Here is a 20325-nt window from a genome sequence, read left to right on the forward strand (position 1 = left end):
GCGCTTCGCGCGGCTCGGGCAGTATGGTCCAGTGACGCCTGACCTGTAGGTGTTACCGCTGGTCCAAGGGTGTTCGCTACTCAGAGTTGATCTATGCTCGGTCGCGCACTACCCACCGCACTAAGGTGGACCCGCGTTGTCATGAGAAGGCGGACCTCGGTAACGTCGCGACACCGATCCGCAGAAAACCCCACCCCCCGGAGGAAATCGTGGCCCTTCCCCAGCTGACCGAGGAGCAGCGGGCCGCAGCGCTGGAGAAGGCGGCTGCCGCCCGTCGCGCCCGAGCTGAGCTCAAGGAGCGCCTTAAGCGAGGTGGCACCACCCTCAAGGACGTGCTCGCCCAGGCTGACAAGGACGAGGTGCTGGGCAAGATGAAGGTCACCGCACTGCTCGAGGCCCTGCCGGGCGTCGGCAAGGTGCGTGCCCAGCAGATCATCGAGCGTCTCGAGATCGCCCCGAGCCGTCGTCTGCGCGGCCTGGGTGACCGTCAGCGCAAGGCGTTGCTCGCCGAGTTCAGCGGCGAGTGACGAGCAGTGACATCCGGAGGGGTCGGCTGGTGGTACTGGCCGGCCCCTCCGGCGTAGGTAAAAGCAGCGTGGTCCACGAGCTGCGGAAGCTCTACCCGGACCTGTGGTTCAGCGTGTCCGCGACCACCAGGGAGCAGCGGCCCGGCGAGCGGGACGGCGTGGACTACCGGTTCGTGACGGCCGACGAGTTCGACCGCATGATCGAGAAGGACGACCTGCTCGAATGGGCGGAGATCCACCGGGGCACGCACCGCTCCGGCACTCCGAGGACGCCCATCGAGGAGCGGCTCACCACCGGACGGCCCGCGTTGGTGGAGGTCGACCTGCAGGGCGCCCGGAACCTGCGTAAGGCCATGCCGGAGGCTCTGCTGGTCTTCATCTCGCCGCCGAGCTGGGAGGCTCTTGTCGAGCGCCTGGTCGGCCGCGGCACCGAGTCGCCGGAGGTGGTGGAGCGCAGGCTCCGCACCGCCAAGGAGGAACTGGCGGCTCAGGACGAGTTCGACGAGGTCGTTGTCAACACCGACCTGCGGAGCACCGCTGAGCAGTTGCTAAAGTTGATGCTTGACAAATCTTCCTCCCATCAGTTGGAGAACCACGAGTGATCACCCCCACCGAGTTGGGCGCACTGGGTGACCCGACGAGCGCGCAGCTCGAAGGCATCACCAACCCCCCGATCGACGACCTCCTCGACAAGGTCAGCTCCAAGTACGCCCTGGTGATCTACGCCGCCAAGCGTGCCCGCCAGATCAACGACTACTACGCACAGCTCGGTGAGGGCCTGCTCGAGTACGTCGGCCCGCTGGTGGAGCCCGGCCCCCGTGAGAAGCCGCTGTCCATCGCGCTCCGCGAGATCCACGCAGGCCTCCTCGAGCACACCGAGGGCGAGTGAGTGAGCCGGTAACAGGCTCGCGAACGCCGAGCGGAGCGAGGCCGTGACACCGGGTCAGGGCCCGCGCGTCGTTCTCGGTGTGGGTGGTGGCATCGCCGCCTACAAGGCGTGCGAGGTCCTGCGTCGACTGACCGAGTCAGGGCACTCGGTCCAGGTCGTGCCCACGGCGGCGGCGCTGCGTTTCGTCGGCGCCGCCACCTTCGAGGCACTTTCCGGGCATCCGGTGCACACCGAGGTGTTCGACGACGTGCCCGAGGTGCCGCACGTCCGCATCGGCCAGGAGGCCGACCTGGTGCTGGTCGTCCCGGCGACCGCGAACCTGCTGGCCAAGGCCGCGCACGGGCTCGCCGACGACCTGCTCACCAACACGCTCCTCACCGCGCGCTGCCCGGTCATGATGGTCCCCGCGATGCACACCGAGATGTGGGAGCACGCGGCCACCCAGCACAACGTGGCGACGCTGCGCGGGCGGGGTGTCGTGGTGACCGAGCCCGCGAGCGGCAGGCTGACCGGCAGGGACACCGGCAAGGGGCGGCTCGCCGATCCCACCGAGATCGTCGACCTCGCGCGGCTGCTGCTGAGCAGGCGCGACGCGCTGCCAAGGGACCTCGAGGGCGTGCGGATCGCGGTGTCCGCGGGTGGCACCCGCGAACCGCTCGATCCCGTCCGCTACCTGGGCAACCGCTCGTCGGGCAAGCAGGGTTACGCGCTGGCCAGGACCGCCGCCCAGCGCGGTGCGCACGTCACGCTCGTGTCCGCGCACACCGTCGGGCTGCCGGAGCCCGCGGGGGTCGACATCGTGCGCGTCGGCACCGCGGGGGAACTGCGCGAGGCCATGCACGCGGTGTCAGCGAAGGTCGACGTCGTGGTGATGGCGGCCGCCGTCGCCGACTTCCGGCCGACGGCGCGCGCCGAGTACAAGATCAAGAAGACCGACCGCGAGCCGGATCCAGTGTTCCTCACCCGCAACGCGGACATCCTGGCCGAACTCGTCGCCGCGCGGAAGCCGGGCCAGGTGATCGTCGGGTTCGCCGCCGAGACCGGCGACAGCGGCGCCGACGTCCTCTCCCACGCGCGGGAGAAACTGCGGCGAAAAGGCTGTGACCTGCTGGTTGTCAACGCGGTGGGCGAGGGCAAAGCCTTCGAGACCGAGGACAACTCCGGGTGGCTACTATCGGCCGACGGCGAGGAACGTCCCATCGAACTGGGGTCGAAGGCGCGCATGGCGTCCGACATATGGGATTCGGTCGCTCAACTGATTCAACAGTGAGTCTCCCTCGATACGTAGTACATAGTCTTCAGACAGGAAACGGGAAAGATTGGGTGGGTACGTCGTGAGTGGATCCGCGAGCAGGCTGTTCACCAGCGAGTCGGTCACCGAAGGGCATCCAGACAAGATCTGTGACGCGATCAGCGACTCCGTACTGGACGCGCTGCTCGCCGAGGACCCCAAATCGCGGGTGGCGGTCGAGACCCTGGTGACGACCGGGCAGGTCCACGTCGCGGGTGAGGTCACCACCGAGGCGTACGCCGACATCCCGTCGCTGGTCCGGGAGACCATCCTCGACATCGGCTACGACTCGTCCGCGAAGGGGTTCGACGGCAACTCCTGCGGCGTCAACGTGGCGCTGGGCTCCCAGTCGCCGGACATCGCGCAGGGTGTCGACACCGCGTACGAGAAGCGCGTCGAGAGCGACGAGGACGAGATCGCCAAGCAGGGCGCGGGCGACCAGGGCCTCATGTTCGGCTACGCGTGCACCGACACGCCGGAGCTGATGCCGCTGCCGATCGCGCTGGCGCACCGGCTGTCCCGCCGCCTGACCGAGGTCCGCAAGAACGGCCAGCTGCCCTACCTGCGCCCGGACGGCAAGACGCAGGTCACCATCGAGTACGCCGGTGACCAGGCCGTGCGGCTGGACACCGTCGTCGTGTCCTCGCAGCACGCCGAAGGCGTCGACCTGGAGAAGCTGCTCGGCGTCGACGTGCGTGAGCAGGTCGTGCTGCCCGAGCTCGGCCAGCTGGAGCTCGACACCGACAACGTGCGGCTGCTGGTCAACCCGACCGGCCGGTTCGTCATCGGTGGCCCCATGGGTGACGCGGGCCTGACCGGCCGCAAGATCATCGTCGACACCTACGGCGGCATGGCCCGCCACGGTGGCGGCGCCTTCTCCGGCAAGGACCCGTCGAAGGTCGACCGCTCCGCGGCGTACGCCATGCGCTGGGTCGCCAAGAACGCCGTCGCCGCCGGTCTCGCCACCCGCATCGAGGTCCAGATCGCCTACGCGATCGGCAAGGCCGCCCCGGTGGGCCTGTTCGTCGAGACCTTCGGCACCGAAACCGTCGACCCGACGAAGATCCAGCAGGCCATCAGCCAGGTCTTCGACCTGCGTCCGGCCGCGATCATCCGCGACCTCGACCTGCTGCGGCCGATCTACCGTCAGACGGCGGCCTACGGGCACTTCGGCCGCCCCGATCTGGACCTGCCGTGGGAGCGGACCGACCGCGCGGATGCACTCAAGTCGCTCGCGGGCGCCTGACCCGTTCGCTGGCTCTGGTACGCGGTGGGCGGTTCCTGCCCGCCGCGTACCACCAGTGGGTGCTGTACGACCTGACGTGCCGGACATGGGTGCTGCGGCACTGTACTTCATGGAGGACGCCTGTGAGCGGCGGGTTGCTCAAGGCCGGTTAACCGGCTGGGCTGAACCGCAAGATCCGTGAGGAGACTCCGGTTTCCGCGCGGGCCGAGTCAGCCGCCTTCTGTGCGGCGTACTATCCGCCCCGTCAGGACAGCTGACCGAGCAACGCGGACAACGCTGAGACCGGCAGGGTGAGAATCGGGCCGCCCGTGTTCTTGGAGTCCCGCACCGCGGCGGCCTCATCAGTCAAGGCGACCTCTACGCAACTGTCATTGCCGCCGCCGGTGCCGCCGCTGAAGCTGCTCTTACGCCACCGCAAGTTGTCCACAGTGGACACTCCTTCACCTTGACCACAGTTCGTCGGCCACCCGCTCGATCAGCGTTACTGACTCGTCGGGCGCGAGCGCCAAGGAGCGAAGGTGGGCAAAGCGAAGTCTAGCCGGTTCGACGAACTCGGACTTGTCCTGCCGCTCGTCGCCAAGAGCATGAAGGGCATGGCACATGCTGGGTTGGCCGGGTAGTGAGAAGTCCAGGATGTTGAATCCCCCATAGGTCGCCTCGAAGGTGAAGATCGAGGTGGGCAAGATCTGCAGGGATACCGTAGGCAGCTCGTTGATCAAAGTGAGATGCCGCAGCTGCCCCAGCATCACCGCCGGTCGCGCGGCGGGGGTTCGCAGTGCGGTCTCGTGCACCACGGCATCGAGGTACAGCGGGTGCTCCTCGTCGGTGAGCCGTTCCTGGCGGATCAACCGAACCTCGAGTTGGTTGGCGATCCAGTCCGCTCGCCGTTTCTCCCGGCCCGAGTCGAACAGCGCCCGCGTGTACTCGGCCGTCTGCAGCAGCCCGGGTATGAGGTTGACCTCGTAGACGCTGATCCGGCTGGCGGCCGTCTCCAACGCCACGAAGTCCTTGTCGGAGATGCCGTACCGCTTCCACCAGCCGGGCCTGCGCGCCTGGCGGATCAGGTCGAGCACGTCGTCCATGCGCTGGTCGTAGACGTCCATCATCGACCGCAGCAGGTGCACCGAGACGGTGCCGATCCCGTTCTCGAACCGGCCCAGCGCACTCCGGGTGATCTCCAGCCGGTCAGCGGCCACGACGATCGTCAGCCCGACTGCCTGCCGGGCAAGGCGAATCCGCCGCCCGACCTCCTGCCGCAACACGACTGGACTGATGTGCCTGGTCGTGACTCCCTCGACCCCGCTTCCCATGCGCCAACTCTCCCGGTGCGGCCCGCGGATCCGGGAACTCACCACCCGATCGAGCTAGTCGTGCTACACCGGCCGATCCGAAAGTGACACGGAGCGTTCGCAGGTCGACCGGTGGGTCAAGCAGGACTGCCGTCAGCCGCGGGCCGTCGCGCTCCAACGGCTGCGCCGCAACGCACAACTCACTCCCGAAGACCACGTGGGCGTTTCCACTCGATCGGGTGGTCTGTTGCTGCCACGAGGCGAAATTGGCCACCGCTCGGCTAATATCGAATGTATGAGCGAAACGGTCGAGATGTCGATCGAGGAGATGAGCCCCCCGCAACTGCTCGCCGAGTTGCGGGCAGTCGCCGCGGAGCGGGCCCGGCTGGACGCGCGCGAAGTCCGTCTGCTGGCTCGGTTCTCCGCGTTGCGCACCGACCTGGCCCGCGGCGTCGACTACGCGTCGGATGAGGTTGCCGCCGAACTCGCGTGGACACCTGTGGCAGCTTCGCGGCGGGTGGGTATCGCGGTGGCGATGACCGACCGGCTGCCAGACACCGTGCGTGCGCTCGAGTGTGGCGTGCTGGATCTTCAGAAATCCTCCGTGATAGCCGAGTACACGCGTGTTCTGGACGATGCCAAGGCCGCGGTGGTGGAAGCGGCGGTGCTGAAGTTCGCGCCCGGCCGCACCGTCCGGCAGATCCGGGACAAGCTCGCCCGGGAAATCCTCAAGGTCGATCCCGAGGGAGCGGAAACACGCCGTCAGCGCGCTGTTCAGGACACGTTCGTGCGGTTCCGGCCCTGCCCGGACGGCATGGCCGAACTGCTCGTCCATGACCGTGCCGAGAACCTGCGGCCGACCTATGACCTGCTTACCGCCGCCGCTCGGCGTGCCAAAGCCGCCGGGAACCCCGCCAGTACCGGCGAGTTGCGAGCTCAGGCGCTGCGGGATCTGGTCCTGGGTTCGCGGCGGGAGCGGGTGGTGACCGAGTTGCGGATCACCGTCCCCGCCAGCGCACTCGCAGGCGCGTCCCGGCTGCCGGTGGAGATCCACGGCTACGGGCCCGCCACCGTCCAGACGCTCCACGAGCTGGCAACAAGCGGGAACGTTTTCTGGCGGCGGATAGTGACCGACCCGATGACCGGCGCGGTACTCGACATCGGGCGGCGTCGACGGCACACCTGGGCACTCGGCGAGCATGTTCGTACCCGCGACCGGCACTGCGTGTTCCCCGGCTGCACCCGGACCGCCGAGGACTCCCAGATCGATCACACCACCGACCACGCCCACGGCGGGCCCACCGCCGAGGCGAACCTTGGCGTGCTCTGCCAGCACCACAACCTCATGAAACAAGCCACGACCTGGCGGCTACACCAGCCCGAACCGGGACGGTTCGTCTGGACGTCCCCCACCGGCACCACTCATCACGTCACCCCAGAACCCTTGACCGAACCGGACGAGCAGAGTGTCACGTCGCCCGGCGAGTCGAGTGCGGCCATCGTTGCCCTCGATCGCGGAGACGAGGCGGCCGCGAGGTGGCCTGTCCTTGACCGTCGAGGCGCCGCATGAGTTCGACGTGCTCCGGCCACGGGCTGCATGCACCTCGTCGCAGATCAGGTCGGTTTCGGGCCTGCGGTCGGCATTCGCGCGGTGGGGGCGCTGACCAGCGGTGACACCCGGATCTGGTAGACCAGGCGCCATGACCGGCGGGCGTGTGGTGCGCAAAGGTGAGAACCGCCCGGCGGCCAGGCTCCCGGTCGCCCGGGTGTACGTCGACGTGCCGCTCGCGCACCTCGACCGGCCCTTCGACTACCTCGTCCCCGACACGCTCGACGAGGCCGCCGTGCCCGGGTGCCGGTTGCGGATGCGGTTCGCTGGCAAGCAGGTCGACGGGTTCCTCCTCGAACGGGTCGAGGCGTCCGAGTTCTCCGGGCGGATGGAGTACATCGGGAAGGTCGTCTCCTCCGAACCCGTGCTCACCCCCGGCCTCGCCACGCTCGCCAGAGCGGTGGCCGACCGCTACTCCGGCATGATGATCGACGTGCTGCGGCTCGCCATTCCGCCCCGGCACGCCAAAGTGGAGGCCGAACCGCCCGCCGACAAGGCCGCCAAGCCCGAGCAGCCCGACACCACCGCCTGGGGGCGGTACCCGCGTGGGCCCGCGTTCGTCGACGCGCTGCGCAACGGGCGGCAGGCGCATGCCGTCTGGCAGGCGCTGCCCGGGGAGGACTGGCCTGCCCGCCTCGCCGAGCTCGCCGCCACCGCGGCCGCCCACGAACGGGGCGCGGTGATCGTCGTGCCCGACTACCGGGACGTGGCGCGGGTGCACGCCGCCTGTGTCGAGCGGGTCGGGGAGGGCAACGTCGTCGCGCTGTCCGCGGATGTCGGGCCTGCCAAGCGGTACCGGGCCTGGCTCGCCGTCAAACGGGGCTCCGCGCGGATCGTCGTCGGGACGCGGGCCAGTGTGTTCGCGCCCGTGCACGAGCCCGGATTGTTCGTCGTCTGGGACGACGGGGACGACCTGCACGCCGATCCGCACGCGCCCTACCCGCACGTGCGGGACGTGCTGATCCAGCGGGCCCACACCAGTGGCGCCTCCCTTCTCGTCGCCGGGTTCGCCCGTACCGCCGAGGCCCAGCTGCTCGTGGAGTCAGGGTGGGCACCGGAGATCGTCGCCGCGCGGGACGAGGTGCGGAAGGCCGCGCCGAGGATCACCTCGCTCGGCGAGACCGACCAGCAGCTCGCCCGCGACCCCGCCGCGCGAGCCGCGCGCATCCCGTCCGTCGCGTTCGAGGCGGCCCGGGACGCCCTCAAGGCGGGGCGGCCCGTTCTGGTCCAGGTGCCGCGCGGGGGATACGTGCCCGCGCTCGCCTGCCAGCAGTGCCGTGGGCCCGCACGGTGTCGTCGCTGTGCCGGGCCGCTGGGGTTGCCGGTCAGCGGCACCGAGGCCCGCCCGCCCACCTGCCGGTGGTGCGGGGTGCCTGACACCGCTTTCCGATGCGGCAACTGTGGTTCCCGGCGGTTGCGGGCGATCGTGGTCGGGGCCAAGCGCACCGCGGAGGAACTGGGGCGCGCGTTCGCCGACGTGCCCGTGCTGGGGTCCGGCGCCAAGGAGGTGCTCCGACAGGTCGACGAGCGGGCCGCGTTGGTCGTCGCCACGCCAGGGGCCGAACCCGTTGCGATCGGCGGCTACGGGGCCGCGCTTCTGCTCGACGGGTGGGCCTTGCTCGGGCGGGCCGACCTGCGGGCGACCGAGGAGACCCTGCGGCGCTGGATGACCGCCGCCGCGCTCGTGCGGTCCGGGCAGGACGGCGGCCGGGTCGTGGTGCTCGCCGAGTCCGCGTTGCCGCCGGTGCAGGCGCTCGTGCGGTGGGATCCCGTCTGGCACGCCGGTCAGGAACTGGCCGCCCGCACCGAGCTGGGTTTCCCGCCCGCGGTGCGGATGGCGTCGGTCGACGGGCCGGCCAAGACGCTCGCCGCCTTCCTCGACGAGCTGGCACTGCCCGCGTCCGGGGAGGTGCTCGGGCCCGTCCCGCTCGGGGAGCCCGACCGGGACGGCAACACCGAGAAGGAACGGGCGCTGGTACGTGCCACGCGGGCCGAGGGGCGGGCGCTGGCCGCCGCACTCGCCACCGCGCAGCATGCCCGCACCGCGCGGAAGGAACCGGACCCCATCCGGGTCCGGCTCGACCCGCTGGAGCTGATCTAGCGTCACGGCAGTGCCCGCCCCCGCCGCCGCTGCCCGCCCGAAAACCGGGTGCGGTGCGGGCGGTGTCGTGCGTAGCGTCCGGGAACCGTGAGCGAAGACGACCCGGCGGATGGCTGGTTCCCCGAGAGCGTGGCCGCGGACTACGACGGCCCGGGCGGCGCCAACGCGCCCGAGGCGGTGACACCCGCGGTCGACGTCCTGGAAGAACTCGCCGACGGTCCGGTGCTCGAGTTCGCCGTCGGCACCGGGCGGATCGCCGCGCCGCTCGCCGCGCGCGGGGTGCCGGTGAGCGGCATCGAGCTGAGCCGGGCCATGGCGGCGCGGATCGCGGGCAAGCCGGGCGGTGCCGCCGTCGACGTCACGATCGGGGACATGACCACCACGCGGGTGGCCGGCGAGTTCTCGCTGGTCTTCCTCGTGTTCAACACGATCAGCAACGTGACCACGCAGGACGGGCAGGTCGACGTCTTCCGGAACGCGGCCGCGCACCTGCGGCCGGGTGGGCTGTTCCTCGTCGAGGTGGGCCTGCCCGACCTGCGCCGCCTGCCGCCCGGCCAGGACACGGTCCCGTTCGCGGTGGATCCCGGCAGCGGTTACGTCGGTTTCGACCAGTACGACGTCGTGACGCAGCAGTTCACGTCGAACCACGTCACCGTGTCACCGGACGGGACGGGAACGTTCCGCCGCATCCCCTTCCGGTATGCCTGGCCCGCCGAGATGGACCTCATGGCACGCATCGCCGGGATGCGCCCGAAGCACCGCTGGGCGGACTGGGACCGCTCGCCGCTGACGGCCGGGAGCACCGAACACGTGTCGGTCTGGGAGAAGACACCCTGATCCGGCGTGGCTCGCTCGCGACGCTCGCCAGCAGCATCCGCGGACTGTCGATGATCAGCCCTCGCAACAGCTCCTTGCCCTGGTCGTCCCGCCCGATGGCCTCGACTCCGACGTCGACGCCGCCGATGTCGACGACGAACAGTCCGTCCCGGATCGTGGCCACGTCGGGAAGTGACCGGAGCGGCACTCGACGTCGCATCATCCGGCACTGAATAGACTGGTGTGCGCCGCCAACGTGAGACCGATCGGAGCAATGTGACCGTCCAGCCCATCCGGCTCTTCGGCGACCCGGTGCTGCGCACCCCAGCGACCGAGGTCGTCGACTTCGACAAGGAGCTGGCGACCCTCGTCAAGGACCTCTGGGACACGATGGAGGACCAGGGCGGCGCGGGACTGGCCGCGCCGCAGCTCGGTGTCGGCCTCCGGGTGTTCACCTACCACTGCGACGGGTTCGCGGGCCACCTCGTCAACCCCACCTGGACCGCCGTCGACGAACAGATCCAGGACGGCGAGGAGGGCTGCCTGTCCATTCCCGGCCTGTACTGGGACTGCAGGCGCGCGAAGAACGTCGTGGCGCGTGGCTGGGACATGCATGGCGAGCCGGTGCAGATCGAGGGCACCGACCTGCTGGCGCGCTGCGTCCAGCACGAGACCGACCATCTCGACGGGGTGCTGTTCGTCGACAAGCTCGACGCGGCCACCCGCAAGGCGGCGATGAAGGAGATCCGCGCGGCCGAATGGTTCGACGGCGGCATGCCGGCGATCAAGCAGAGCCCGCACCCGCTGTTCGGCGGTGCCGTCTAGATGCGTCTCGTTTTCGCGGGCACACCGCAGGTCGCGCTGCCGTCGCTGCGCGCGCTCATCGCGTCGCCCCGGCACGACGTCGTCGCGGTCGTCACCCGGCCCGACGCGCAGGCCGGGCGGGGCCGCCACCTCGTGCGGTCCCCCGTCGGCGCGCTCGCCGACGAGCACGGCATCGAGGTGCTGACCCCGCCCAAGGCGTCCGACCCGGCGTTCCTCGACCGGCTGCGTGCCCTCGCGCCCGACTGCTGCCCGGTCGTCGCGTACGGGGCGCTGCTGCCGCGGTCCGCACTCGACATCCCGCCGCACGGCTGGGTCAACCTGCACTTCTCGGTGCTGCCCGCGTGGCGCGGCGCGGCACCCGTGCAGGCCGCGGTGCGCCACGGGGACGAGATCACCGGCGCGAGCACGTTCCGGATCGTGAAGGCACTCGACGCCGGGCCGGTGTTCGGGGTGCTGACCGAGGCGGTTCGCCCCGACGACACCGCCGGTGTGCTGCTCGACCGGCTCGCCGACGCCGGCGCCGGGCTGCTGACCTCGACGCTCGACGGCATCGAGGACGGCACGCTCGAAGCGGTCGAACAACCCGGAGACGGCGTCAGCCACGCACCGAAGATCACCACCGAGGACGCGAAGCTGGACTTCACCGCGCCCGCGATCGGCGTCGACCGGCTCGCCCGCGCGGTCACGCCGGACCCCGGCGCGTGGGCGCAGTTCCGAGGCGAACGCATCAAGCTGGGCCCGGTGACCGTCGCAGGCGGTGCCGAGCGGCTCGCGCCGGGGGAGTTGCGGGTCGAGCGCAAGCGGGTCCTCGCCGGGACCGCGACCGAACCGGTCGCGCTCGGCGAGGTGCAGGCGCCGGGCAAGAAGAGAATGGCGGCAACCGACTGGGCGCGGGGCGCGCGCGTCGAACCAGGAGAGCGGCTCAAGTGACCCAACCACGACGGCGCCCCGCGAGGTTCTCCCGGCCTCGCACGCCCCACCCCCCGAAGCCGAAGGGCGGCCCCGGGCGGCCCCCGGTCGACGACCCGGCCAGGCAGGCCGCGCTCGACACGCTGCGCGAGGTCCGTGCCCGCGACGCCTACGCCAACCTGCTGCTGCCGCAGATACTGCGCGAACGGCGGATCACCGGCCGCGACGCGGCACTCGCCACCGAGCTGGCCTACGGCGCCTGCCGGTGCATCGGGCTGCTCGACGAGGTGCTGGACGCGTGCACCGACCGGCCGCTGGCCAAGGTCGAGCCCGCGCTGCTCGACGTGCTGCGGCTGGGCTGCTACCAGCTGCTGCGCACCCGCATCCCACCGCACGCCGCGGTGGCGTCGACCGTCGACCTGGTGCGTGCCGGGCACGGCACGCGCAGCAGCGGGTTCGTGAACGCCGTGCTGCGGAAGGTCTCCGAACGGTCCGAGGAGGAGTGGCTCGACAAGCTCGCGCCGGACCCGGACAAGGACCGCATCGGCAACCTCGCCATGCGTGAGGCGCACCCGCGCTGGGTGGCGCGGGTGTTCGCCGACTCGCTCGGCACCACCGGCGACGAGCTCGAGTCCGCGCTGGCCGCCGACAACGAGCGGCCCGCCGTGCACCTTGTGGCGCGCCCGGGTGAGATCACCGCCGAGGAACTGGCCGCGATGACCGGCGGCGAGGTCGCGCCGTACTCGCCGTACGGGGTGCGGCTCGCCGCGGGCGCCGGTGACCCGGCCGGGCTGGACCCGGTGCGGGAGCGGCTCGCGTCGGTGCAGGACGAGGGCAGCCAGCTGTGCGCGGTGGCCCTGTCCCGCCCGGAGATCGACGGCGAGGACACCCGCTGGCTGGACCTGTGCGCGGGGCCGGGCGGCAAGTCCGCGCTGCTCGGCGCGTTGCTCGCCATTCAGGGCGGCCGCCTCGACGCGGTGGAGAAGGCGCCGCACCGCGCACGGCTCGTCGAGCAGTCGACAGCCGGGCTGCCGATCGTCGTGCACGTCGGCGACGGCCGGTCACCGGCGGCGCTGGGGCTCGGGTCCGGCACGTTCGACCGGGTGCTGGTGGACGCCCCGTGCACCGGGCTCGGTTCGCTGCGGCGGCGCCCGGAGTCGCGGTGGCGGCGGCAGCCATCGGACGTCGGCGAGCTGACCAAGCTGCAGCGCGAGCTGCTGCTGGCGGCCGTGGACCTGGTGCGGCCCGGTGGCGTGGTCGGGTACGTGGTGTGCTCGCCGCACCTTTCCGAGACCGTCGCCATCGTGGCCGACGTGGTCCGCCGGACCGGGGTGACCGCGCTGGACACCCGTGAGTCGTTCCCCGAGATGCCGTTCCTCGGCGACGGCCCGTACGTGCAGCTGTGGCCGCACCGCCACGGCACCGACGCGATGTTCTGCGCGCTGCTCCGCAAGTGAGCCGGCGATGAACCGGGTCGCGGTGATCTCGATGGGTGGCACCATCGCGATGGCCCCCAGCGCCAGCGGCGGGATCGTGCCCGCGCTCGGCGCCGAGGAGCTGGTGGCGTCCGTGCCCGGCCTCGCCGACCTGGACGTGAAGATCACCACCGAGTCGCTGCGGTCGCTGCCCAGTCCTTCGCTCGGGTTCGCCGACCTGGTCGCGCTGTCGGCGCGGGTCCGGGCCGAGATCGCGGCCGGGGCGACCGGCGTGGTGGTCACCCACGGCACCGACACCATCGAGGAGACCGCGTTCTTCCTCGACCTGACCGTCGCGGGTGACGCGCCCGTCGTGGTCACCGGCGCGATGCGGCACCCGCACTCGGCGGGACCGGACGGTCCGGCGAACCTGTACGCGGCGATCCGCGTCGCGCTCTCACCCGCCGCCGCCGGGCTCGGCACGCTCGTCGTGATGTCCGACGAGATCCACGGCGCCAGGTTCGTCCGCAAGAGCCACACCAGCAGCACCGGCGCGTTCGTCTCACCCGGCTTCGGCCCGCTCGGGCTGGTCGTCGAGGGCGACCCGCGCATCCGCGGCGTCGCCCGCACCGGCCTCACCCTGGAGGCACACCCACGCGTCCGCGATGTCCGCGCCGGGCTGATCACGGTCGCGATGGGGGACGACGGCGCCCTGTTGCGCCGCTCCGGCGACCTGTTCGACGGCATCGTCATCGCGGGTCTCGGCGCCGGGCACGTGCCGGCCACGATGGTCCCGGCGGTCGCCGAGCAGGCCGCGCGCGTGCCGGTGGTCCTGTCGACCAGGACCGGCGCCGGTTCGGTGCTGCGGCACACCTACGGCTACCCGGGCTCGGAACGCGACCTGCTCGACCGCGGCCTCATCCAGTCCGGGTTCCTCGACCCGGCCAAGTCGCGGGTGCTGCTCACCCTGCTCCTCGCCGAGGGGACACCCAGGTCGCGGATCACCCAGGCGTTCGATCTGTACAGGTAGTAATAGGCTCGCAGACGTGTCACGAACGCCGATGATCGCGCCAAGCATCCTGTCCGCCGACTTCGCACGGCTCGCCGAGGCTGCCCAGTCCGTGAAGGGCGCCGACTGGTTGCACGTCGACGTCATGGACGGGCACTTCGTGCCGAACCTGACGATCGGGCTGCCGGTGGTGAAGGCGATCCTGGCCAGCACCGAGATCCCGGTCGACTGCCACCTCATGATCGACGACCCGGACCGGTGGGCGGTCGGGTACGCGGAGGCGGGCGCGCACAACGTGACCGTCCACGTCGAGGCGGCCGCGGACCCCGTCAAGCTCGCCAACGACATCCGCGCGGCAGGCGCCAAGGCCGGGTTGTCGATCAAGCCGAAGACCCCGTTCGAGCCGTACGTGGAACTGCTGAGCCACTACGACACGTTGCTCGTGATGTCCGTCGAGCCCGGGTTCGGCGGGCAGGAGTTCATGGTCGACGTGCTCGACAAGGTCCGCAGGGCCAGGGCCATGGTCGACGCCGGTGAGCTGCGCGTACTGGTCGAGATCGACGGCGGGATCAACGCCGACACGATCGAGCAGGCCGCGGCGGCCGGCGTCGACTGCTTCGTGGCGGGGTCCGCGGTGTACGGCGCGGACGACCCGGCCAAGGCGGTCGGCGTGCTGCGTGACCTAGCACGGTCAGCGATGCGGCCGGTGCGCGACCAAAGGACGATGTAGGGGTGTTCACGGGGATCGTCGAAGAGCGCGGCGAGGTCGTCGCCGTCCAGGACCTGCCGGATGCCGCCCGCATCACGATCGCGGGGCCGCTCGTCACCAGCGACGCGAAGCAGGGCGACTCGATCGCGGTCAACGGCGTGTGCCTGACCGTCGTCGAGATCGACGGCGGGGCGTTCACCGCCGACGTCATGCGCGAGACACTGGTACGCAGCAGCCTGGACAAGATCACCGCCGGTGAGCCGGTCAACCTGGAGCGGGCCGCCGAGGTCGGCAAGCGGTTCGGCGGGCACATCGTGCAGGGCCACGTCGACGGGACCGGGGTGATCCTGTCCCGCGATCCTTCGCCGCACTGGGACCTCGTCCGCGTCGGCCTGCCGAAGGGCCTGGCCCGCTACCTCGTCGAGAAGGGCTCCATCACCGTCGACGGTGTGTCGCTCACCGTGGTCGAGGTGGCAGACGACTGGTTCTCCGTGAGCCTCATCCCGGAGACCCTGCGTGCCACCACGCTCGGTGTCCGCACCCCGGGCGACCGGGTCAACCTGGAGGTCGACGTCGTCGCCAAGTACGTCGAGCGGTTGGCCCTGCCACACTTGCACACCGCCGGGGCACTGACCGAGCACAATGACGTGACGGCGGAGGAGGCCTCATGAGCGACATCGAGGGCATCGAGAAGGCGATCTCGGACATCGCCGCGGGACGTCCGGTGATCGTGGTCGACGACGAGGACCGCGAGAACGAGGGCGACCTGATCTTCGCCGCCGAGAAGGCCACACCCGAGCTGCTGGCGTTCATGGTCCGGTACACGTCCGGGTACATCTGCGTGCCGCTCACCGAGTCCGACTGCGACCGGCTCGACCTGCCGCCCATGTTCCACACGAACCAGGACGTGCGCGGCACCGCGTACACCGTCACCGTCGACGCCAGGAAAGGCGTGAGCACCGGCATCTCCGCCGCCGACCGCGCGCACACGATCCGGCTGCTCGCGGACGTGACGTCGCAGGCAGTTGACTTCACCCGCCCCGGCCACGTGGTGCCGCTGCGGGCCAAGGAGGGTGGCGTGCTCCGCCGCCCGGGGCACACCGAGGCCGCCGTCGACCTGGCCGTGCTGGCCGGGCTGCGGCCGGCGGGCGTGCTGTGCGAGATCGTGTCGCAGAAGGACGAGGGCGACATGGCCCGCCGTGACGAGCTGGAGGTCTTCGCCGCCGAGCACGACCTCGCGATCATCTCGATCGCCGACCTGATCGACTACCGCCGGCGCAAGGAGGTCCAGGTCGTCCGCGTCGCCGAGGCGCGGATCCCCACCGCGCACGGCGCGTTCCGCGCGGTCGGCTACGACTCCAAACTGGACGGCATCGAGCACATCGCGCTGGTGTACGGCGCCATCGAGGACGGCGAGAACGTACTGGTCCGCGTGCACTCGGAGTGCCTGACCGGCGACGTGTTCGGGTCGCTGCGCTGCGACTGCGGGCCGCAGCTGGACGCCGCCCTCGCCGCCGTCGCCGCCGAGGGCCGCGGCGTGGTGCTGTACATGCGCGGGCACGAGGGCCGCGGCATCGGACTCATGCACAAGCTGCAGGCCTACCAGCTGCAGGACAGCGGCGCCGACACGGTCGACGCGAACCTCGCGCTCGGCGTGCCCGCGGACGCCCGCGACTACGGGCAGGGCGCGCAGATCCTGGTCGACCTCGGCATCAAGTCGATGCGGTTGCTGACGAACAACCCGGCCAAGCGGGTCGGCCTGGACGGCTACGGGCTCAGGATCGTGGACCGGGTGCCGCTGCCGATCCGCCCGAACGCGGAGAACCTGCGGTACCTGCGCACCAAGCGCGACCGCATGGGCCACGAGCTGGGTGACCTGGAGTTCTACGAGGGGCTGACACAGACCTAGCACAGGCGGCGCACAGACTTCGGTCTTAGCGTCACTGTCATGACGCACAGTTATGAGGGCCGTCCGCTGCCCCGACCGCACGACGAGGTCGTCGACCAGGGCCTCGGTTTCGACCTCGGCACGCTCCACAGCCGCCGAGCCGCGCTCCGGTTCCTCGGACTCGGTGCCGCCGCGGTCGGGCTGACCGCGTGCGGGACCGGCGGCACGTCGAGCGATCCCGCCACGTCGTCGACCGCCACGTCGGACTCGTCGTCCGGCGCCGCCGGGGAGATCCCCGACGAGACGGCCGGGCCCTACCCGGGGGACGGGTCCAACGGGCCGGACGTGCTGGAGCAGAGCGGCATCGTGCGCGGCGACATCCGGTCGAGCTTCGGCGAGTTCAGCGGCACCGCGGAAGGTGTGCCGATGACACTCGAGCTGACCATCTCGGACCTGGCGGGCGGCGGGTCGGCGTTCGCCGGTGTCGCGGTGTACGTCTGGCACTGCACCCGCGAGGGCGGCTACTCGATGTACTCCGAAGGCGTCGAGGACCAGAACTTCCTGCGTGGCGTGCAGATCGCGGACAGCGCCGGGAAGGTCACGTTCACCAGCGTCTTCCCGGCCTGCTACGACGGCCGCTGGCCGCACATCCACTTCGAGGTCTACCCGGACCAGGCGAGCATCACCGACGCGGCCAACGCGGTCGCCACGTCGCAGGTGGCGCTGCCGCAGGACGTGTGCGAGGCCGTGTACGCGGAAAGCGGCTACGAGGACTCCGTCGCGAACCTGTCGCGGGTGAGCCTGGCCGGTGACAACGTGTTCGGCGACGACGACGGGGCGCTGCAGCTCGCGACGGTCACCGGCGACGTCGCGAGCGGCTACACGGTGGTGCTGGCGGTCGGCGTCGACACACGCTGAACCGGCTGACCGGTCGGTTTTCGCGGGGTGCTTCCGACCCGAGCCGCCCGGCTCGCGCACGGAGGGGATAATTTCGGGTGTTCGGCGTCGTTCTGAGGAGGCACGCGAGCGTGAGTGGCGAAGGCCGTCCCGAGGTCGAGATCCAGGACTGCGAAGGCATCCGGCTCGCGATCGCGGCGACCAGGTGGCACGACAGGATCACGTCCACGCTGCTGGAGCGGGCGCTCGCGGCCGCGGCGAGGGCGGGGGTGAAGGAGCCGACGGTGGTCCGTGTGCCGGGCGCGGTCGAGCTGCCCGTCGTGTGCCAGGAACTGGCCAAGCACCACGACGCGGTCGTCGCGCTCGGCGTGGTGATCCGCGGCGGCACCCCGCACTTCGAGTACGTGTGCGACGCGGTGACCTACGGCCTCACCAGGGTCTCGCTCGACGAGTCGACCCCGGTCGGCAACGGTGTGCTGACCGTGGACAAGGAGGAGCAGGCGCTGGCTAGGTGCGGCCTGCCGGACTCCACCGAGGACAAGGGCTTCGAGGCGACGGTCGCCGCGCTGGACACCGCGATGGTGGTCCGCGGCCTGCGTCAGCCGTGGACCGAACGGGGGTTCGAGTGATGTTCCAGGCCCGCCCGCGCAAGGTCCGCGTGCTGTCGGTCATCGGCGCGGTGATCTTCGTCGCGGTGTTCACCGTGGTCGCGGTCCTCCTGCGCAACACCCCGACCGGCGTGTACTTCTACCTGTCCGACCAGATCGCGATGGTCGGCATCGGCGTGCTGATCGCGTGTGGCGCCCTGATGTTCGGCCGCCCCCGCGTGCGCGCGGACCTCGACGGCGTCGAGGTCCGCAACATGCTCGGCAGCCGCCGCTACGCGTGGTCGGAGATCGAGTCGGTGAGCTTCCCGGACGGCTCCGCGTGGGCCCGTCTGGAGCTGCCGGACGACGAGTACGTGCCGGTGCTGGCCGTGCAGGCCATCGACGGCGAGCACGCCGTCGCCGCCATGCGCGAACTGCGCCGCCTGCGCCGCGAAGCGGAAGCGAAGGCCGAGCCGGCCGCGCAGGCGGAGTCCGCCCAGCAGTGAAGCCGCGCCGACGCCGCCATCCGGGGCAACCGCGCTGAACCATTCGGTGTGCGGGTGCGTAGGGCTACGTGTAGATCGTTGGACCCGTCCGCCGAGACACCCTGGAGGCCCGGCTTGACTGCCGTCGAACCCACCACGCCCACGAACACCCCCACGACCGGCCCCCGGTCGCGCCGCGATGTCCTGTGTGGCCTGATGGTCGCGCTCGTCGCGCCAGGCGCGCTGGTCGCCGCCTGCTCGGACGGCGGCTCGTCGAGCGGCGGCACCGCCGACGGCACGACCGGCGGCGGCGCCACGCCCACGGGCGGTGGCGGTGGCGCACAGGGCCTTGCCGCGCTCGCCGACGTGCCCGACGGCGGCGGGCTGATCGTCGACAACCCGGCCGGCGGCAAGATCCTGCTCGCCCGCACGGGTGACGAGGTCAAGGCCTACAACGCCGCCTGTACCCACATGGGCACGATCGTCGGCGCGCCCACGGACGGCGTGACCGTCTGCCCGAGCCACGGCAGCGAGTTCGACACCGAAACCGGCGCCGTGAAGAAGGGCCCGGCGACGCAGCCGCTGCCCACGGTCGAGGTCCAGGTCGAAGGCGACCAGATCGTGCTCGCCTGACCGCTCCCCAGCTCCCCGAGCAAACGTGAGGTCCGTTCGGGTTATAGCCACCCCGTGTGGCCGGGCCGTAGGGTGAGGTCGCCGTAACCTTACGTAGGCGGGCGACCGCCGCGTGTGCTCGGGGAGTCAGGTCATGCGATCAACGAAGATCACCGCTCTCGCCGTCGGAGCCTTACTGGCGGGCGGTCTCACCGTCGCCAGCCCGGCGGCGAGCGTCGCCGACGACCGTCCGACCGCCATCGTCTCGCTCGGCGACAGCGCCATCTCCGGTGAGGGCGCAGGCGACTACGAGGCGGGAACCAGAGGCGAGAACGGCAACTGGTGCCACCGCTCCGCCAACGCGCTGGTACACCGGACCTCGGTAGCCGACCACACCATCAACCTCGCGTGCAGCGGCGCCGAGGCCGCCAACGTGTCGCTCGCCGACACCACGCACTACACGGAGGGGTCACAGGCCCGCCGCCTGATCGGCATCGCACAGCAGTACCGGGTCACGACGGTCGTCGTGCAGGTCGGCGCCAACGACGAGCCCGCGTTCGCGGACACGATCCTCGACTGCATCGCAGAGTGGTTCAACCCGTTCGGCTCCGGCTGCCGCAAGGACCTGCGCACCGAGTGGCCGCAGCGGGTCGCGGCCATGGCACCGCGCGTCGAGGTCGCACTGGCCGACGTCCGCACCGCCATGTCGCAGGCAGGCTACGCCGACGGCTCCTACAACCTCATCCTGACTTCCTACGCGTCCCCGCTGACCGAGCGTATGGACGCGACGCTGCACGGTCCTCAGGGCTGTCCGTTCAAGCTGGCCGACGCGGGCTACGGCCGCACCGAGGCGGTGCCGCAGCTCTCCGAGGCCCTGCGCGGTGCCGCGACCCGCTCCGGCGCGAAGTTCCTCGACTTCTCGCGGGCGACCGAGGGCCACGAGGCCTGCAGCGGTTACGGCGACTCGTCCACCGAGTGGCAGAACCGGGTCAAGGTCGACCCGTGGGCGTGGGTGACCGGCGGCCTCGACGCCATCGGCATCCACATGGCGCAGGAGTCCTTCCACCCGAACGCGAGGGGTCACGCGCAGCTGGGCAGGTGCGTCACCGAGTTCGTGAACTCGGGAGCGAACTCGGCGCGGTGCCTGATCGGCGCGGACGGCAACGTGCACGCCGTGCCGTAGCAGCACGCGCGGCGGGTGCGTCCGGCTTTGTCGGTGGT

At 70.9% G+C, this 20325-nt stretch carries 22 protein-coding genes; 20 read left to right on the forward strand and 2 right to left on the reverse strand.

The features are described 5' to 3' along the window. The first annotated feature begins 209 nt into the window (after positions 1–209). The 5 genes from mihF (at position 210) to metK (ending at position 3953) form a co-directional block, all read left to right on the forward strand. Complete coding sequence (gene mihF / locus ACFPCV_RS28610) at positions 210–527, forward strand: integration host factor, actinobacterial type (protein WP_133905065.1); 318 nt, start codon at positions 210–212, stop codon at positions 525–527. Positions 528–556: 29 nt separating this feature from the next. Further along, positions 557–1129: a guanylate kinase gene (gmk, locus tag ACFPCV_RS28615; RefSeq protein WP_378059478.1), complete on the forward strand. Its 573-nt coding sequence runs from the start codon at positions 557–559 to the stop codon at positions 1127–1129. Next, positions 1126–1416, forward strand: coding sequence for a DNA-directed RNA polymerase subunit omega (gene rpoZ / locus ACFPCV_RS28620; RefSeq protein ID WP_378059479.1), 291 nt, complete (start codon positions 1126–1128; stop codon positions 1414–1416). Before gmk ends, rpoZ begins: the two co-directional genes overlap by 4 nt. Positions 1417–1459: 43 nt before the next feature. Then, entirely contained in the window at positions 1460–2686 is a 1227-nt protein-coding gene (coaBC, locus tag ACFPCV_RS28625; protein ID WP_378059480.1) for a bifunctional phosphopantothenoylcysteine decarboxylase/phosphopantothenate--cysteine ligase CoaBC, read from the forward strand. A gap of 64 nt (positions 2687–2750) precedes the next feature. Then, positions 2751–3953, forward strand: a complete 1203-nt coding sequence (gene metK, locus ACFPCV_RS28630) for a methionine adenosyltransferase (RefSeq protein WP_378059481.1) — start codon at positions 2751–2753, stop codon at positions 3951–3953. Between the two features lie 244 nt (positions 3954–4197). On the opposite strand, the gene ACFPCV_RS28635 is transcribed toward metK, so the two are convergent. Together ACFPCV_RS28635 and ACFPCV_RS28640 are read right to left on the reverse strand one after the other, a co-directional pair. Next, positions 4198–4389 carry a DUF397 domain-containing protein gene (locus tag ACFPCV_RS28635; protein WP_378059482.1) on the reverse strand — a complete coding sequence of 64 codons (192 nt, stop codon included), beginning with the start codon at positions 4387–4389 and terminating at the stop codon, positions 4198–4200. 4 nt (positions 4390–4393) lie between these two features. Further along, a complete protein-coding gene (locus ACFPCV_RS28640) occupies positions 4394–5263 on the reverse strand; it encodes a helix-turn-helix domain-containing protein (protein ID WP_378059483.1) in 870 nt (289 codons plus the stop codon). Between the two features lie 292 nt (positions 5264–5555). Between ACFPCV_RS28640 and ACFPCV_RS28645 the strand changes: the two genes are divergently transcribed. The 15 genes from ACFPCV_RS28645 to ACFPCV_RS28715 all read left to right on the forward strand — a co-directional run bounded on the left by ACFPCV_RS28645 (position 5556) and on the right by ACFPCV_RS28715 (position 20287). After that, on the forward strand, positions 5556–6812 hold the full coding sequence (locus tag ACFPCV_RS28645; protein ID WP_378059484.1) for an HNH endonuclease signature motif containing protein: 1257 nt from the start codon (positions 5556–5558) through the stop codon (positions 6810–6812). 130 nt (positions 6813–6942) lie between these two features. Continuing rightward, a complete protein-coding gene (locus ACFPCV_RS28650; protein ID WP_378059485.1) occupies positions 6943–8952 on the forward strand; it encodes a primosomal protein N' in 2010 nt (669 codons plus the stop codon). A gap of 87 nt (positions 8953–9039) precedes the next feature. After that, on the forward strand, positions 9040–9789 hold the full coding sequence (locus ACFPCV_RS28655) for a class I SAM-dependent DNA methyltransferase (protein ID WP_378059486.1): 750 nt from the start codon (positions 9040–9042) through the stop codon (positions 9787–9789). A gap of 255 nt (positions 9790–10044) precedes the next feature. Next, entirely contained in the window at positions 10045–10593 is a 549-nt protein-coding gene (def, locus tag ACFPCV_RS28660; protein ID WP_378059487.1) for a peptide deformylase, read from the forward strand. After that, positions 10594–11523 carry a methionyl-tRNA formyltransferase gene (gene fmt / locus ACFPCV_RS28665; RefSeq protein WP_378059488.1) on the forward strand — a complete coding sequence of 310 codons (930 nt, stop codon included), beginning with the start codon at positions 10594–10596 and terminating at the stop codon, positions 11521–11523. It begins immediately after the preceding gene. Further along, a complete protein-coding gene (locus ACFPCV_RS28670; protein ID WP_378059489.1) occupies positions 11520–12959 on the forward strand; it encodes an RsmB/NOP family class I SAM-dependent RNA methyltransferase in 1440 nt (479 codons plus the stop codon). Before fmt ends, ACFPCV_RS28670 begins: the two co-directional genes overlap by 4 nt. A gap of 7 nt (positions 12960–12966) precedes the next feature. After that, positions 12967–13947 carry an asparaginase gene (locus ACFPCV_RS28675; RefSeq protein ID WP_378059490.1) on the forward strand — a complete coding sequence of 327 codons (981 nt, stop codon included), beginning with the start codon at positions 12967–12969 and terminating at the stop codon, positions 13945–13947. Between the two features lie 31 nt (positions 13948–13978). Continuing rightward, a complete protein-coding gene (gene rpe / locus ACFPCV_RS28680) occupies positions 13979–14656 on the forward strand; it encodes a ribulose-phosphate 3-epimerase (protein ID WP_378060036.1) in 678 nt (225 codons plus the stop codon). A gap of 2 nt (positions 14657–14658) precedes the next feature. Next, the gene (locus ACFPCV_RS28685) at positions 14659–15306 is read left to right on the forward strand and encodes a riboflavin synthase (protein WP_378059491.1); all 648 of its coding nucleotides are present in this window, start codon (positions 14659–14661) and stop codon (positions 15304–15306) included. Then, a complete protein-coding gene (locus tag ACFPCV_RS28690) occupies positions 15303–16544 on the forward strand; it encodes a bifunctional 3,4-dihydroxy-2-butanone-4-phosphate synthase/GTP cyclohydrolase II (protein WP_378059492.1) in 1242 nt (413 codons plus the stop codon). Before ACFPCV_RS28685 ends, ACFPCV_RS28690 begins: the two co-directional genes overlap by 4 nt. A 39-nt stretch (positions 16545–16583) precedes the next feature. Continuing rightward, positions 16584–17441: an intradiol ring-cleavage dioxygenase gene (locus ACFPCV_RS28695; protein ID WP_378059493.1), complete on the forward strand. Its 858-nt coding sequence runs from the start codon at positions 16584–16586 to the stop codon at positions 17439–17441. Positions 17442–17551: 110 nt separating this feature from the next. Beyond that, positions 17552–18049: a 6,7-dimethyl-8-ribityllumazine synthase gene (gene ribH / locus ACFPCV_RS28700; protein ID WP_378059494.1), complete on the forward strand. Its 498-nt coding sequence runs from the start codon at positions 17552–17554 to the stop codon at positions 18047–18049. Beyond that, positions 18049–18513 (forward strand): PH domain-containing protein, encoded by a 465-nt coding sequence (locus tag ACFPCV_RS28705; RefSeq protein ID WP_378059495.1) that lies wholly within the window; start codon positions 18049–18051, stop codon positions 18511–18513. Before ribH ends, ACFPCV_RS28705 begins: the two co-directional genes overlap by 1 nt. 114 nt (positions 18514–18627) lie before the next feature. After that, a complete protein-coding gene (locus ACFPCV_RS28710) occupies positions 18628–19125 on the forward strand; it encodes a Rieske (2Fe-2S) protein (RefSeq protein ID WP_378059496.1) in 498 nt (165 codons plus the stop codon). 133 nt (positions 19126–19258) lie between these two features. After that, positions 19259–20287, forward strand: a complete 1029-nt coding sequence (locus ACFPCV_RS28715) for a GDSL-type esterase/lipase family protein (protein ID WP_378059497.1) — start codon at positions 19259–19261, stop codon at positions 20285–20287. Positions 20288–20325: the final 38 nt, after the last annotated feature.

Source organism: Actinophytocola glycyrrhizae, assembly GCF_042653545.1.
GTDB lineage: Bacteria > Actinomycetota > Actinomycetes > Mycobacteriales > Pseudonocardiaceae > Actinophytocola > Actinophytocola glycyrrhizae.